Genomic DNA, 15,560 nt, shown 5'->3' on the forward strand with positions numbered 1-15,560 from the left:
CGTGGCTCAGGCATGGGCGGGGCCATGGAAGGACAGCACTTTGGGCCTTGGTTTTTGTTCTGCCTGCCACAGATCGTAGTGGGACTGCATATTGATCCACATCTCGGCGCTGGTTCCAAGCGCGTCGCGCAGACGTAAGGCCATGTCTGCCGAAATACCGGCAGAACCATTGAGGATGCGCGATAAGGCTGCACGCGTTACGCCAAGACGGGATGCCGCCTCTGTGACACTGAGTTCGCCCAAGTATTCCCGCAAGACTGGGCCGGGGTGGGATGGGTTGTGCATACGCATAGTGTTTTCCTAGTGATAGTCCTGGTAGTCCACCAAAACAGCGTCTTCGCCTTCAAAGTAAAAGGTTAGACGCCAGTTCCCGCTAACCGATATTGTGTAGTGATCTTGTACAGATTGGCCTTTGGGGTTTTTGCCCGATAACTTGTGGAGCTTCCATCCGGGGGCGTTCATATCTTCCGCTTGAGTAGCAGCGTGCAGGGCTGTTAGCTGAATCTGGAGGCGGACAGCATGCTTGGCTTGAATGCCGGATTTGGAGCCGGTTTCAAAGTAAGCCTGAAGACCCTTGTGTCGGAAGCTCTTAATCATTTGTATAGTGTATATGATCGCTATACGATATGCAAATATTGACGTTATTCTTGTCCTATTTGCTGTTTCGCCTGGGGTTGAGTTTTTGAACTGGCTGAGGGGCGTTGAGGCTGGTTTAGTGCGGTCGATGGCTTTTATGGTTGAGCGCCATCATCCTGCTCAATAAGCTCCAGCCATTGCTCCACCAATTGCGGTGCACTGAACAGATAGCCTTGCAGCGCATGGCAGCCGCGACGCAGCAGGAATTCTTTTTGCTGCTCGTTCTCCACGCCCTCGGCCACGACATGCAGGCCTAGCTGTCTTGCCATTGCCAGCACCGTGCGCACAATGGCGTTGGCTTCCTGTTCCATGGGTACGCCCAGGATCAGGCTGCGGTCCATTTTCAGCTCATACAGAGGCAGGCGGCGGATGGCGGCCAGGTTGGAATAGCCAGTGCCAAAGTCGTCCATGGAAAAGCGGATACCCAGGTCTTTCAGCTCGCGCATCATGGAGTTGGCGGAGGAAAAGTCTTCCATCAGCACGCCCTCGGTGATTTCAAAGATCAGGCGATGGGCCGGTGCGCCGCTGGTTTCCAGGATCTGGCGTGTACGGCGGGCAAAGTCAGGGCGGCGGAATTGAATCGGGCTGACGTTGATGGAAATGGGGAAGCTGCATTCCTGGGTCTGCAGCAGCAGATCACAGACGGATGCCATGATCCAGTCGCCCAAGGGGGTGATCAAGTCCGTGCTTTCGGCCAGCGGAATGAACAGGTTGGGTGTCAGCATGCCGCGTGTCGGGTGCAGCCAGCGCAGCAGCACTTCGGCCCCGCTGATGCGGTTTTGCTTGTCGTACTGGGATTGGACAAACAGGCGCAACTGATCCGAACCAATAGCAAATCGCAGGTCGTGCTGCAGGCTCAGGTGTTCTTCAAGCGCCTCTTGCATGCCAGGTTCGTACAAGGTGATCTGGTTGCGGCCATTCTCCTTGGAGCGATACATGGCGGTGTCGGCCTGACGCATCAAGTCTTCAGAGGTCAGCGTACTGTCGGTAATCAGCGCCAGGCCGATACTGCTGCTACTCAGGTAGGAGTGGCCTTCGATGCTGTAGGGCTCTTCCAGACGGGTGCGTACCAGTTCAGCAAATTCCAGTGCTTCTTTGTAGCAGTCGCGCACAGTGCCGGGATGCAGGATTTTCAGGATGACGAATTCGTCTCCGCCCAGGCGGGCCACGATGTCCTGGGGATCAATCATCAAGGACAAGCGGCGCGCGACTTTGCGCAGCAAGGCATCGCCAATCGCGTGCCCTCGTGCATCGTTAATGTGCTTGAAGCGGTCCAGATCCAGGAAGTACAGCGCACCGGGTCGTTTGTACGGCTCTATGGTCTGCAGGTGACGTTCCAGACGCTGCAGCAGCAGGCGGCGGTTGGGCAGCTCGGTGAGCGGGTCATAGAAAGCCAGCCGGTAGTTCTCTGACTGCGTGGCTTTCAGGGCCGAGATATTCGTGGAGATACAGTACAGACTGGTCTGCCGGGTCTCGGGGTCTTTGACCGGCATTTTGATGGAAAAGAACGTGGCGCGTATATCGCCTTTCCGGTCGCGTACCACTTCTTCCACGGCCAGGCGTTCACCGCTGTACAGCACCTGCTCGTCGTTATGGCGGAACTCGTTAATAGTTTGTTTGTTGGCGTACAAATCCTGGTCGGTTTTGCCCACAATGCTGACGGTCGTGTAGTTCAGGTCTTCGCACAGCTTGCGGTTGGCGTACTGATAACGAAACTGATCGTCCTTGATGTAGACGTACGCATCAATCGCATCCAGTACCGTATGCAGATGGTGCTCGGTACGGACCAGTTTCTTGCGTTGACGACGCAGGCCAATGCGCATCAGGGTGACGGTCAGCAGGGCAATGGTCAGCAAGACACCCAGTGTCAGCAAGGCGGGGATAATCCAGGGCTTGGTCGGTTTCTCGATCAGGCGCAGGCCCCATTGGTTCAGTGTTTCTGTGTAAAACGGGTCGTTATTGTCTTGCCATTGCTTGATGTGAGTATCAATGGCGGCCAGCAGGTCCAGGTGGCGGTCCTTGGCCGTGACAAAGTAGGTATTGGTTGGCTCCAGCCGGATGGGGGCGGTTTTCAGGCCATGCTCGCCCGCATGGCGCACTCCAAATAAATGGCCGACTACGGCGGCGTCGGCCTGTTTGCTTTGGACCAGTTTCAGGGCATTGTATTGGGAGTCAGTAATGACCAGCCTGGAACCCAACTCCAGTTTCTGCAAAATATTGTAGAGCTGGGTTAGTTGCAGGGTGCCGCTCATGACAGCAATGCGCTTGCCATTCAAGTCGTTCAGAGCACCGATATGGGTGGTTTTACCTGTGAAGATCTGAGACCAGTCCTCCAGCACGGCGCGACTGTGAAAGCTGTACAGGGCGGCGCGCTCAGGGGAATAAGCCAGGCCGGGCACAATGTCCAGCAAGTCATTTTGCAGGGCATTCAAGCATTGCTGCCAGTCGCATTGCACGGCTTCCAGAGTCCAGCCTTCACGCTTGGCAATCTCCAGCAGGAGTTCGCCCATGATGCCGCCGGGCCTGGCTTGGCTGTCCAGCAGCAGTTTGGGTGGGTTTTCGTAAATACCCACGCGCACAATATGCTGCTGGGAATGCGGTGCAGCATGGGCGGCGGGGGCGACGAAACCCAGAGTGGCCAGCATGCCTAGCACGTACATTGCCCTGCGCAGCGATAGAGTAAAAAGGCGGGGCAAATTCATAGGGTAGAGGCTGCACAAAGCAGGTAATCGGGGGCGGGTGCGGTCATGCAACAATGATGCGACTAATTTAACTGAATATTGAGATGCGGGGCGGATGCTGCCACATTTCGGGCACAAATAGCAGGGAGCAGGCTAATGGCGGATTGTGAAACGGTAGAAGTGTGTGTTAAAGGCCGGGTGCAGGGGGTGGGGTTTCGGGCAAGTGCGCTGCGCCATGCTCATCTATACGGCGTCAAAGGTTGGGTCAGTAACGCGGCCAATGGGTCGGTTGAATTGGTGTTGCAGGGCAGTACGGATGCGATTGACCAGATGGTTAGCTGGCTGCATATTGGCCCTGAACAGGCCCAGGTCGAGCAGGTAGATATCCAGCGTTCTTACACAGACAAACGCTACGATTTTTTTGATATACGTTAGCGCGGCAGCGTTGACGGCAGAAGCTGGTGGGGCGCATTTCACCGACAAACAAGTGATTACGTGTCGGATAGTTTGCGGGCAAACCCTAGGAAAACACTTGTTTTTTTTTAGTCGGTTCAGATTACCATTCGTTTTATTTCCAGCAGAACGTCGATGGAAGCCGAATGGAACCTTTGCTGCGACTGCAACGCATTTTGCCAGAACTGACGCCTGAGTTGCTTCGGGCTGCCCAGTGGGTTGAACGCCATCCTGTTGAGGTCAGCCTTTGGTCCATGCGCAGGCAAGCTCAGGCCTTGTCAGTGGCTCCCGCCACGATGCTGCGTTTGGCACGGGCTGCCGGTTATGACAGCTATGACCGTTTCCGGGCGCCGTTTCAACAAGCCTTGCATCGCAATGACGACACCATGGCTTCGCGGGCTCAATCCTTGCAAGGTAGTCGCGCTGCAGAACAGCAGACCCAGGCCTTGGGCCAGCAGCAGGAGGCAGCCGTGGAGTCTGTCCTTCGGCTTAACCCGGCGGGCAGTCTGGATGCATGTGCCAAAGCCATTCTGGCGGCACCCAAGGTTGGCTTTCTAGGGGCGGGCGCCAGCTTTGCCTGCGCCTTCCAGATGCATTACGCCTATCAACTGATGTGTGGCAACGGGGTGCTGCTTAACCGAGCCGCAGATGTATTGGTGGAGCTGGAAACTGGCCTGGAAAGTGGTGGTGTGCTGCTTGTGATCAGCCAGGCCCCGTATGTGAAGGCCGTCGTGAACAGCGTTCGCTCTGCGGTGGAGCGTGGCACGACCGTGGTGGCCCTGACCGATAGCGTCTTGTCACCCATTGCACAAGGTGCCAAGCATGTATTGCTGTTTGATCCTCATACGGGCAAGCAGCCCATGGCCAGCTTTTTTCATTCCTTGGTAGGGCCTGTGACCGTAGCCGAACATCTGCTGGCTCGTATCGCTGCACAGGGCGGCAAGACAGTGGTAGAGCGTCTTGCGCAGCTGGAGTCCTCATTTCGCCGTCAGGAGATTTATTGGCAGGATGGTGATGTTGCTGTCACTAATCCGCCTTGAGCACCACGATAGAAAGTAAACCGGGCATTCCGGCAATTCAAATGGGGTCCACCCCAAGGGAGACAAAAGATGAAGCACACTGCAAAGAAAACAGGTAAGAAACTGGTGTTGGCATCAAGCACAGCCGCCGCTTTATGTGCCATGTTATTGAGTCCTTTGCCGGCCAGTGCCCAGCAAAAATTTGTCAGCATCGGAACGGGTGGGGTGACAGGGGTGTATTACGCGGCCGGCGGAGCTATTTGCCGGTTGGTGAATAAAGACCGTGGGACCGATGGCGTGCGATGCTCTGTCGAGTCTACCGGCGGTTCGGTGTTTAACGTCAATACCATCAAGGCGGGCGAACTGGATCTGGGGGTGGTGCAGTCCGACGTGGGCTACAACGCCTATAACGGCGAAGGGCAGTTCAAGGACGGCGGTGCCTACACCAAGCTGCGCTCGGTGTTTTCCATCCATCCCGAACCCTTTACGGTGTTGTCGCGCAAAGAAGCCAATATCAGTACCTTTGACGACTTCAAGGGCAAACGGTTTAACGTAGGCAATCCGGGTTCGGGCACACGAGCATCGATGGATCAGTTGCTGCAGGCAATGGGCCTGGATAACAGCTTTTTCTCGCTGGCCTCCGAGCTGCGCCCGGACGAACATGGTCCAGCCCTGTGTGATGGCAAGATTGATGGGTTCATCTATGGAGTCGGGCACCCTTCGGCCAATATTCAGGACCCGACCACATCTTGTGGCGCCAAGCTGGTTCCTCTGACGGGGCCTGCTGTAGAAAAACTGGTCGAAACCTATCCTTACTATGCCAAGGCCGTCATTCCGGGTGGTCTGTATCCTAACAACCCAGACGATGTCCAAACTTACGGTGTTTTAGCGACCTTTGTGACGTCAGAGGATGTCCCTGAAGAGTCCGTTTATAACGTCGTCAAAGCCGTGTTCGACAACTTTGATGATTTCAAGCGTTTGCATCCTGCATTGGCAAACCTGAAAAAAGAAGACATGGTCAAGAACGGCCTGTCTGCTCCTTTGCACAAAGGGGCTGAAAAGTACTTCAAGGAAAAAGGGCTGTTGTAAGGCGGCCTGATATTGACCAGGCTGGCTACGCTGGCCTGGTCGCAAGTGCCACCGCACCGGCAGTGGTCTTGCTTCTGGTTTGGAGTTCCTGGGCTGCCTGGCCCAGGTGATCGGTGCCTGGTCGTTTGACCCGGCTGCATCGGCGCTTCAAACCAGACTTTCCTGGAGATATATGCAAATGACACAACAAGAACAGAAGAAAATGGGGCCGGACGTCGCCCTGACACAGGATGAAACGGCAGAACTGGAAAAGCTGGTTGCAGACGTAGACAGGGGCGGGCGCACTGTTGCGGGCGCAGCGGGCATGGTTTTGTTTCTGGCGGCCATAGGCTGGTCCTTGTTCCAGCTTTGGTACGCTTCCCCGCTGCCCTTTGCCCTGAATATGGGCATTTTCAATGACACTGAGGCGCGTGCCCTGCATTTGGGCATTGCCATGTTTCTGGCCTATCTGGCTTTCCCTGCCCGCAAAAAGTCGGCTCGGGACAGTATTCCAATTCATGACTGGGTCCTGGCTCTGATCGCTGCTTTTTGCGGCTCATATTTGTTCTTTTTCTATAAAGAACTGGCCATGCGCCCAGGCATCCCGACCACAATGGATGTGGTCGTGGCCAGTGTTGGCCTGGTGTTGTTGCTGGAGGCTACACGTCGCTCTTTGGGTGCGCCGATGGCCGTGTTGGCACTGATCTTTATCGCTTATATTTTTCTCGGCCCCTGGTTGCCGGATGCCCTGTCTCATCGTGGTGCTTCATTGCAGCGCCTGGTCTCGCATATGTGGCTGACTACCGAAGGGGTTTATGGGGTCGCACTGGGCGTTTCGGTTTCTTATATCTTTATTTTTGTATTGCTGGGCTCCTTGCTGGATCGTTGCGGGGCGGGCAATTACATGATGCAGGTCTCGTTTGCCTTGCTGGGGCATTTGCGTGGTGGGCCTGCCAAGGTTGCCGTGGTGTCCTCGGCGGTGAATGGCATTGTGTCTGCGTCCTCCGTTGCCAATGTGGTGACGGGCGGTATTTTCACGATTCCCCTGATGAAGAAAGCCGGTTACGGCGGTATTCGGGCCGGGGCCATTGAAACGGCGTCTTCCGTCAATGGCCAGATCATGCCGCCTGTCATGGGAGCGGCGGCCTTCCTGATGATTGAGTATGTTGGCATTCCCTATACCGACATCATTCGACATGCGCTGCTGCCCGCGGTCATTTCGTATATCGCGTTGTTTTATATCGTGCATCTGGAAGCGCTCAAGCTGGGAATACAGCCGATGATGTCATCGGGCAAACCCAGAACGTTCATGCAGAAGCTGGCCGGCTGGGGCATGGGCACGGCGGGTACTTTAATTGTGATGGGACTGGTGTACTGGATAGGCGTAGGGGTTCAGGCGGTAGCTGGTGCCGCCGCTATCTGGATTTTGTTGTTCCTGCTGCTGGTTCTGTATGTGTTTTTGCTGAAAGTGGCTGCAGACCACGAGGACCTGCCCACCGATATCAATGTCAACACACCGGTGCGCCCCGAACCGTGGCCAACGGTGCGAGCCGGTTTGTATTTTCTGATCCCTATCGGCATTCTGGTCTGGTGTCTGACGGTAGAAGTGATGTCTGCGGGCCTGTCGGCCTTCTGGGCCGTTGTGGCCATGTTGTTCCAGATGGCAACCCAGCGTCCCATCATTGCCTGGTTCCGCAAGCAGGCGACAGCTCAGCCATTGCGCCAAGGCGTCGGTGAAGTCTGGGTGGGGCTACAGGAAGGTGCCCGCAATATGGTGGGCATCGGCATTGCTTGCGGGACGGCCGGCTTGATTGTGGGTGCTATCACCTTGACGGGTCTGGGCCTGCGCATGACAGCTTTTGTGGAGCTGGTCTCCATGGGCAATGTGCTGGTCATGCTGTTTTTTACCGCCGCTGTGTGTCTGGTTTTGGGCCTGGGTATGCCTACCACTGCCAACTACATTCTGATGGCGACCTTGATGGCGCCGGTGGTGGTGGAGCTGGGGGCGCAAAGCGGCATGATCATTCCGCTGATTGCCGTCCATATGTTCGTGTTTTATTACGGGATCATGGCGGACATCACCCCGCCTGTGGGCTTGGCCACTTTTGCAGCCGCTGCCATTTCAGGGGAGGACCCGATCAAGACAGGGGTGCAGGGCGTGACCTATGCCATGCGTACGGCCGTGCTGCCCTTCATGTTCATCTTCAATCCCATGCTCTTGTTGATCGGCATACATGGTGTCTGGGAGTTGATTATGGTCGTGGTGGGAGCGACCGTGGCTTCCCTGACATTTGCGGCGGCAACCATGGGATGGCTGCGCATCAAAACAAGCTGGCTGGAGACCGTCTTGCTCCTGTTGGTGACGTTCATGCTGTTCCGACCGGACTGGTTCATGGACCATATCAGCGAGAAGTACCAGAGTCGCCCCGCGTCAGAGTTGATGCAGATTGTTCAGAACACGCCAGACGGAGGCAATCTGGTGGTGCAACTAGCGGGGATGAATCTGGAGGGTAAAGACTTGCAGAAAACAGTGGCTGTATCATTGCCCGGCTTGCCGCAAGGAGATGGGGCGGCCGGCTTGGCAGCGGCGAGCAAGCGTTTGTCTCAGGCTGGGCTGACGGTGATGGCTTTCGGCGATACGGCGCAAATTGCCTCGGTGGCTTTTGGCAGTTCAGCGCGGCGGGCCGGATGGGAGCAGGGCTGGGATATTCAACAGGTGAAAGTGCCACATCCAGATCGTCCTTCCGAGTTTTGGGTTTATATTCCTGCTTTTCTGATTCTGCTCTGGTTGTGGTTAAGGCAAGGCCGCCGGATCCGTCATGATGCCGCCCCACAAGGTGCTGTCCAGAGTTGAGCGAGCCAGCAGCCTCGGCGGCGGCTGATAGTACACTGATGCCACTGGATGGCTGGCCCGCTGCAATAGCGGGCCATTTTCTATCTATTTTGTTTTTGTAATGACACCAATAACAAGTGTGCCGCCCCTGCCTTCGCGCAATGGGGTCAGCCCCAGCAAGGTATGGTGCCCACGCGGGCCCTGGCTTTTGCTGGAGGAGTTCTTGCTGGAACGCTTCCCCCATGTCAGCCCCGAGGTCCTGCTGGACAGACTGGCACGAGGCGATATTCTGGATCAGGACGGGGTGACGCAACATTTTGGTTCGCCTTATCAGCCCGATCGTTGGTTATGGTACTTCCGCATGGTGGAAAACGAAGCGGTCGTCCCTTTCGATATGCCCGTTCTATACGCGGATGAGCGTCTGATTGCTGTGGACAAGCCGCACTTTCTGGCTACAACGCCGGGCGGTCGCTACTTGTACGAAACTGCGCTGACTCGTCTGCGGCGGGACTTCGGAGAGGATGGCATCAGCCCCATTCACAGGCTGGACAGGGAAACGGCGGGTATCTTGCTGTTTTGTCGTGATCCTGCGGCTCGCGGGGCCTACCAGTCCCTGTTTCAGCAGGGCGGGATCGAGAAAGAATATGAAGCGGTCGCGCCGTTTCAGGAAAAGCTGGCAAATGGGCTGCTGTACAGCAGCTGCATGAAAGAAGTGCCCGGCAAGTTTGTCATGTGTGAGGTTGAGGGCGAGGCCAATAGCAGCACCGAAATTATTTGCGAACGCCACTGGCAGGCTGAGCAGGGTCAGGAGCTGGCCTTGTACCGCCTGCGTCCCAAAAGTGGCCGCAAGCACCAGTTACGCGTGCATTTGAGCAGCCTGGGGGCACCTATCATCAATGATGTGTTCTACCCTGAGCTTTTGCCGGAGCGTGACGCGGACGACTTCAGCCAGCCCTTGCAGTTGCTGGCTCGGCACATTGCCTTTGTGGACCCCATAACGGGTGAGCAAAGACGCCTCAGCAGTCAGCGGCAGCTGGAATTGGCTTGAGCCTATTGGCATTGCGCTTGAGTACGCTATTGTCGAACAGCCACAGCCACAGCCACAGCCAGTCTTGCTGCTGGTGCCCTTTATCTAGCCAGCTAGTCCAAGGGACGATGGCGAAAGCCCGAACCTTAATAGTCGCGGAAAGCCGCCTCTATCTCATCGTGCTCCAGTTGAGCAGCCAGACACAGCATTAATAAAATTCGGGCCTTTTGAGCAGGCAAGTAATGCGCGGCAATGGTGTTGTGATCCTGGTCATACGCACTGTCTGTCACAGGTCCTGCATGGATGCGAGAAGCCCGCACACACACCACGCCTAGTCGGTGTGCCCGGCTGACACCTTCCAAGGCTCCGGGGGTCAGGCTGCCGTTGCCAGTCGCCGCCACCACAATGCCTTGCACACCGCTTTGTGCGGCGTGGCGGTACAGTTCGGCCAAAGTATCGGGGTGATCGTAAAAAATCTGCACTTTAGGAAGGCTGTGCAAAGAGCGCACATCGAACAGGCTGCTGTGCGTATGGGGCAGCAGCGTACGCATCATGAAGCGCGGCTGCCCGCCTGCAACCAGACCCAAGGGGCCGGCATCGGGTGAACCGAAGGCGCTGGTCTGAGTGGTGTGTTGTTTGCTCAGGAAACGGGCGCTGTGTATCTGGTCGTTCAGCAGTACCAGTACACCTTGATCCTGTGCCAGCGAAGAGCAGGCTACTTGCACGGCCTGATACAGATTCAGCGGACCGTCGGCACTCAAGGCCGAAGCCGGGCGCATCGCCGCCACCATAACCACGGGTTTGTCGGTTTTCAGGGTCAGGTGCAGGAAAAAAGCGCTTTCTTCCAGCGTATCGGTGCCGTGGGTAATGACCGCGCCGTTGATGTCCGGTCGTGCGAGCAGAGCATTGAGCTTGTGGGATAGCTCCAGCAGCATCAGCGAGCCCATGGCCCGGCTGTCCACGTTGAAAATCTGATGGCACTCCAGATCGGCCAGCTCGGTGATACCGGGCACGGCTTGCAATAGCGTTTCTACGCCCTGGGTGATGTCGTAGTCCGTCAGACCAAGATTGGATTGGGTTGTGGCGGCAATGGTGCCGCCGGTGCCTACCAGGGCCAGTTTGGGGCGAGTCGGCATGTGAGGGTGCTCCGCGTCCAGTTGTTGCGCTAGGGGGTGCGGAGAGCCTGGGGTGGCGCCGGTTTAACGGCGCACTTTCAACCAGCGCTCGACCAGGTGCACCACCGATAGCAGGGTAAAGTTGATCAGCAGGTACAGCAGACCCGCAATAACAAAGGTCTCGATGATGGCGTAGTTCTGGTTCATCAAGCGTTTGGCATGACCGGTCAGGTCCATGACGGCAATGGTCGAGGCCAGACTGGTGCCTTTGATGGCCAGCACAATTTCATTGCTGTATGCGGGCAAGGCCTGGCGAATCGCCAAAGGAAACGCCACGCGACGAAAGCGCATCCAGGCGGACATGCCGATGGACTTGGCTGCCTCGATCTGGCCCACTGGCACAGCCTGAAAACCGCCCCGGAAGACTTCACTGACGTAGGCGCCACTGTTCAGACCAATGGCCAGAATCGCGCAGCGCATGCCGTCGCTGAACAGCCACCACAACGTGGGTGAGTCCTTTACAAAACTCAGGGTGCCCACACCGTAGTACAGCAGGAACAACTGCACCAGCAATGGGGTGCCACGAAATACCGTGCTGTAGCTAAAGGCAAAGCTGCGCAAAATGCGGCTATGGGACTGGCGCATCAGGGCCAGTGACAGGCCGATGAACAGCGACAGCACAATGCCCCACAGACCGATATAGACGCTCATGCCGAACCCCTTGAACAGGGTTTCAACGGTGGTATTGAATAATTCCAGATCAATCATGCCTGGGCTCTCATGCCTTTGCCGGTATAGCGTTCGGCCAGCAAAAACAGGGCCTGACTACAGGCACCAATCAGAAAATAAAGCACGCCTGCAATCAGGTACATGGCCATGGGTTCGCGCGTGTTGGCGGCTCCCAGGGTCGCGGCCCGCATGATCTCGACCAGACCCACCAGGGAGATCAGAGCCGTGTCTTTCAGTGCGGTTTGCCAGACGTTATTGGCGCCGGGCAGGGCGTACCAGAACATTTGCGGCAGGATAATGCGGCGCAGGCGCTGCCAGGGGGACATGCCAATGGCTTTGGCGGCCTCGATCTGGCCTTCGGGAATGGCTTGCAAGGCACCGCGAAACACCTCCACGCTGTACGAGCCTGCAATCAGGCCAATGGCCAAAATGCCGACCAGTGCGGGGAACCAGCGCGTCATCACATCTTCCATGCGCATGAAATCGGCCAGATCGGAGACGACTTGGACCGAGCCAAAAAACAGCAGGTAGATGATGAGCAGCTCGGGGATACTGCGAACAACCGTGGTGTACAGGCTAACGGGGCCACGCAGCCAGCGTGGCCCGTTGGTCTTGATGCTGGCTCCTGTAATCCCAATGACTACGCCCAGGGCCATGCCCAAAACGGAGATCAGCAAGGTCATTGCTGCTCCGCGAAGGAACATCCAGCCCCAGCCTTCGCGCAGCACATTAAAAATGGTCTCTAGCATCAAGTGGTACTTCTCGACTTATTTCTTGCAGATCTCGTAGTTGGCGATGTCGATGTCAAACCACTTTTCGCTGGCGGTCTTGACGGTGCCATCGTCGATCAGCTTGCACAGGGCAGCGTCAACCTTGGCTTTCAGTTCTGCATTGTCTTTGTGAATACCGACGGCAATGCCATAACCCAGAGTTTCAGGGTCGGAGGAGCCTTTGATGACCAGCTTGGACAGGGCAAAGTTGTCCTCGCCGACTTTATGCAGGAACTTGGACTGGGAGGTCAGGTCGGCAAAGGTGCCGTTCAGACGACCGGCGTCCAGATCGATTTGCATCTGGTCCAGGGTCTCGTAGTTCTTGACGGTGGTCTTGGGGGCTTTCTTGGACAGGAAAGCGCCGTGAGTGGTGCCACCTTGAACGCCAATGGTTTTGCCAGCCAGGCCATCAAAAATAGCTTGTTCGTTGTCGGCACCGACCAGTTCACTGTTCTTGGGCAGAACGAAAATGGCGTCTTCAACGGCGTAAGGAATACTGAAATTCACGCGCTTGGCACGCTCGGGGGTGTAGGACATGCCCGAGATGATCAGGTCAAAGCGTTTGGCATCCAGCGAAGGAATCAGGCTGTCAAAGGCTTGCACGATGAATTTGCAATCGCTGTTCAGCTCCTTGCACAGGGCAGCGCCCACGTCGGCGTCAAAGCCGGTGACTTTACCGGCTGCGTCCACCATGCTCCATGGTGGGTAACCGCCTTCGGTACCGATTTTCAGGGTGTCTGCCATTGCAGCCTGGGAGCCCAACAGGGCCAGGCTGGCACAGATCAGGGTCTTGCTGAGGAAACTCATGGTCTGGCTCTCCTTTGTGGATAGGCTGGTCAGAGCCGTATTGGCCCTGCTGGTTTTCCAGCCGGTGTCGTATTCACGAAGCGATGATCTTACTGCATTGGTTGTAGAAACTGCTGTAGACGCTCGGATTGTGGCCTATCGAACAGATCTTTGGGATGGCCACGTTCTTCAATCAGGCCGTTGTGCATGAAAATGGTCTCGGAAGAGACGTCACGCGCAAAATTCATTTCGTGGGTGACCAGGATCATGGTGCGGCCTTCCTGGGCCAGTTGGCGAATCACGCGCAGTACTTCGCCCACCATTTCCGGGTCCAGCGCCGAAGTCGGTTCGTCAAACAGCAAGACATCCGGGTCCATGGCCAGGGCACGGGCAATGGCCACGCGTTGCTGCTGACCGCCGGACAATTCGGCCGGGTAGGCATCGCATTTGTTGCTCAGGCCCACCTTGCCCAGTAGTTCGCGGGCGTATTCAGCCGCTTCACGGGCCGGGCGGCCTTTGACGTGGATGGGGCCTTCAGTGACGTTTTGCAGCACCGTGCGGTGCGACCACAGATTGAAGTTCTGAAACACCATCCCCAAGCGGGCGCGGACTTGTTCCAGCAGGCGCGGATTGTCTGTCTGGCAAATGCCCTTGCGATTGCGATGGCTGCGCAAAATGTCATTGCCGATCTGGATTTCGCCCTGATCGGGGACGACCAGATGGTTAATGCAGCGCAGCAGGGTACTCTTGCCCGAGCCGGAGGCTCCAATAATGGAGAGTACGTCGCCCTTGTGAGCTTGCAGGGAAATGCCCTTGAGCACCTCGTTGGTGCCAAAGCGTTTGTGGATGTCGCGTACCTGGACCGCCGCGTTCAGGTCATTGTTATTCACAGCAACGTCCTTGCGGTCAAAGAGAAAGGGGGTAAGGGTTTCATACGGGTGTCATATCCTGGATGCCCCGATTCTACCGCTTTCCCCCTGTTTTTTTTGCACAAGCGCTGTATTTTGCTCATAAAAAGCGGCATAAACCGGGTACGCCGCCTTATGAGTTTATGGATACAGGCCGCGTACCTGACGAGATTCCAGAATGCGGGCGCAACCCACGATAAAGGCAGCCGTACGCAAGGTGACGTTGTGCTCTTTGGCAACCGCCGCCACCGTGGTGTAGGCCGAGCGCATCATCATTTCCAGACGGTTGTTGATCTCGTCCTCGGTCCAGAAGAAGCTGGAGAAGTCCTGGACCCATTCGAAGTAGGACACGGTTACGCCACCGGCGTTGGCTACCACGTCCGGAACAATGATCACGCCCTTGTCGTTCAGGATGTCGTCGGCTTCCGGGGTGGTGGGGCCGTTGGCGCCTTCGATCACAATGCGGGCGCGGATGCGGTCGGCATTGTTCTTGTTGATCTGGCCCTCCAGCGCGGCCGGGATCAGCAGATCGGTTTCGATATGCCAGAAGTCTTCGTTGGAAATGGCCTCGGCATTGGGCGCTCCGGCCAGACCTTTGTGCTGTTCCATGTGGTTCAGCAAGGCCAGTACGTCCAGACCGTTGGGGTTGTATACCGTGCCGGTGTGATCCTGTACGGCCAGCACTTTGGCACCGGCTTCCTGGAACAGGCGGGCAGCGGTGCCACCCACGTTACCGAAGCCTTGCACAATGACGCGGGCGCCATTCAGGTCGATACCGGCGTCGCGGGCCGCTTCACAACCCACGGTATACACGCCGCGGCCAGTGGCTTCCACACGGCCCAGGCTACCGCCCAGGGAGACAGGCTTGCCGGTGACCACGCCGGTGCTGGTGCCACCGACATTCATGGAGTAGGTGTCCATCATCCAGGCCATGGTCTGGGCGTTGGTGTTCACGTCCGGGGCTGGAATGTCCTTGTTGGGGCCAATAATCACACCGATTTCGCTGGTGTAGCGGCGGGTGATGCGCTCCAGTTCGGCCTGGGAGTGGTTGCGCGGGTCAATACGAATACCGCCCTTGGCACCGCCAAATGGCAGGTTCACGGCAGCCGATTTGATCGACATCCAGGCAGCCAGAGCCATCACTTCGGACAGGGTGACATCCTGGTGGTAGCGCACGCCGCCCTTGCCTGGGCCACGGGAAGTATTGTGCTGAACGCGGTAGCCCTCGAAGTGGGCCACGGTGCCGTTATCCAGTTCAATGGGTACGTCGACAATCAGCGTGCGCTTGGGGCGCTTGAGTGTTTCAACCCATCGGGACAGTTTGCCCAGATACGGAGTGACTCGCTCCACTTGTTCGAGATAAATACCCCACGGGCCGACGTCGTCGGCGTTCAGGTATGACGGCAAAGCATGGGTGGGACGATCTGTCATGAGCTCCTCGATAAGGTTGGGGAAACGGGATACGAGTACACAGTGAAGACGTGTGATTGCGCACAGACGCAGAACCTGGCAAACACGCTGTGGATGGGCTTAGC

General features: G+C 56.8%; 14 protein-coding genes. 5 read left to right on the forward strand and 9 right to left on the reverse strand.

Features of this window, described 5'->3' with window-relative positions; all coding sequences use genetic code 11:
- Positions 1-6: 6 nt before the first annotated feature.
- The 3 genes from NBV64_RS01075 to NBV64_RS01085 all read right to left on the reverse strand — a co-directional run bounded on the left by NBV64_RS01075 (position 7) and on the right by NBV64_RS01085 (position 3,281).
- Positions 7-291 carry a HigA family addiction module antitoxin gene (locus tag NBV64_RS01075; RefSeq protein ID WP_250756473.1) on the reverse strand — a complete coding sequence of 95 codons (285 nt, stop codon included), beginning with the start codon at positions 289-291 and terminating at the stop codon, positions 7-9.
- A 9-nt stretch (positions 292-300) separates the two neighbouring features.
- Positions 301-597, reverse strand: a complete 297-nt coding sequence (locus NBV64_RS01080) for a type II toxin-antitoxin system RelE/ParE family toxin (protein WP_250756474.1) — start codon at positions 595-597, stop codon at positions 301-303.
- A 134-nt stretch (positions 598-731) separates the two neighbouring features.
- The gene (locus NBV64_RS01085; RefSeq protein WP_250756475.1) at positions 732-3,281 is read right to left on the reverse strand and encodes an EAL domain-containing protein; all 2,550 of its coding nucleotides are present in this window, start codon (positions 3,279-3,281) and stop codon (positions 732-734) included.
- A gap of 192 nt (positions 3,282-3,473) precedes the next feature.
- Here NBV64_RS01085 and NBV64_RS01090 point away from each other — a divergent pair, with 192 nt between their 5' ends.
- The 5 genes from NBV64_RS01090 (at position 3,474) to NBV64_RS01110 (ending at position 9,738) form a co-directional block, all read left to right on the forward strand.
- A complete protein-coding gene (locus NBV64_RS01090) occupies positions 3,474-3,752 on the forward strand; it encodes an acylphosphatase (RefSeq protein ID WP_009460160.1) in 279 nt (92 codons plus the stop codon).
- Between the two features lie 164 nt (positions 3,753-3,916).
- Positions 3,917-4,810, forward strand: a complete 894-nt coding sequence (locus tag NBV64_RS01095) for a MurR/RpiR family transcriptional regulator (protein WP_026483806.1) — start codon at positions 3,917-3,919, stop codon at positions 4,808-4,810.
- 69 nt (positions 4,811-4,879) lie between these two features.
- Complete coding sequence (locus NBV64_RS01100) at positions 4,880-5,878, forward strand: TAXI family TRAP transporter solute-binding subunit (RefSeq protein WP_009460158.1); 999 nt, start codon at positions 4,880-4,882, stop codon at positions 5,876-5,878.
- A gap of 202 nt (positions 5,879-6,080) precedes the next feature.
- Positions 6,081-8,711, forward strand: a complete 2,631-nt coding sequence (locus tag NBV64_RS01105; RefSeq protein WP_425541761.1) for a TRAP transporter permease — start codon at positions 6,081-6,083, stop codon at positions 8,709-8,711.
- A gap of 100 nt (positions 8,712-8,811) precedes the next feature.
- A complete protein-coding gene (locus NBV64_RS01110; RefSeq protein ID WP_250756477.1) occupies positions 8,812-9,738 on the forward strand; it encodes a pseudouridine synthase in 927 nt (308 codons plus the stop codon).
- 125 nt (positions 9,739-9,863) lie between these two features.
- On the opposite strand, the gene NBV64_RS01115 is transcribed toward NBV64_RS01110, so the two are convergent.
- The 6 genes from NBV64_RS01115 to NBV64_RS01140 form a co-directional block, all read right to left on the reverse strand.
- Positions 9,864-10,853, reverse strand: coding sequence for an asparaginase (locus NBV64_RS01115; protein WP_009460155.1), 990 nt, complete (start codon positions 10,851-10,853; stop codon positions 9,864-9,866).
- 63 nt (positions 10,854-10,916) lie between these two features.
- Complete coding sequence (locus NBV64_RS01120; protein WP_021447100.1) at positions 10,917-11,600, reverse strand: ABC transporter permease; 684 nt, start codon at positions 11,598-11,600, stop codon at positions 10,917-10,919.
- Positions 11,597-12,310, reverse strand: coding sequence for an ABC transporter permease (locus tag NBV64_RS01125; RefSeq protein ID WP_009460152.1), 714 nt, complete (start codon positions 12,308-12,310; stop codon positions 11,597-11,599). Before NBV64_RS01125 ends, NBV64_RS01120 begins: the two co-directional genes overlap by 4 nt.
- 18 nt (positions 12,311-12,328) lie before the next feature.
- A complete protein-coding gene (locus NBV64_RS01130) occupies positions 12,329-13,138 on the reverse strand; it encodes a transporter substrate-binding domain-containing protein (RefSeq protein WP_009460151.1) in 810 nt (269 codons plus the stop codon).
- A gap of 89 nt (positions 13,139-13,227) precedes the next feature.
- On the reverse strand, positions 13,228-14,007 hold the full coding sequence (locus NBV64_RS01135) for an ABC transporter ATP-binding protein (RefSeq protein WP_009460150.1): 780 nt from the start codon (positions 14,005-14,007) through the stop codon (positions 13,228-13,230).
- Positions 14,008-14,166: 159 nt separating this feature from the next.
- On the reverse strand, positions 14,167-15,456 hold the full coding sequence (locus tag NBV64_RS01140) for a Glu/Leu/Phe/Val family dehydrogenase (RefSeq protein ID WP_035268560.1): 1,290 nt from the start codon (positions 15,454-15,456) through the stop codon (positions 14,167-14,169).
- Positions 15,457-15,560: the final 104 nt, after the last annotated feature.

Source organism: Alcaligenes sp. DN25, from assembly GCF_023674485.1.
Lineage (GTDB): Bacteria > Pseudomonadota > Gammaproteobacteria > Burkholderiales > Burkholderiaceae_B > Alcaligenes > Alcaligenes phenolicus.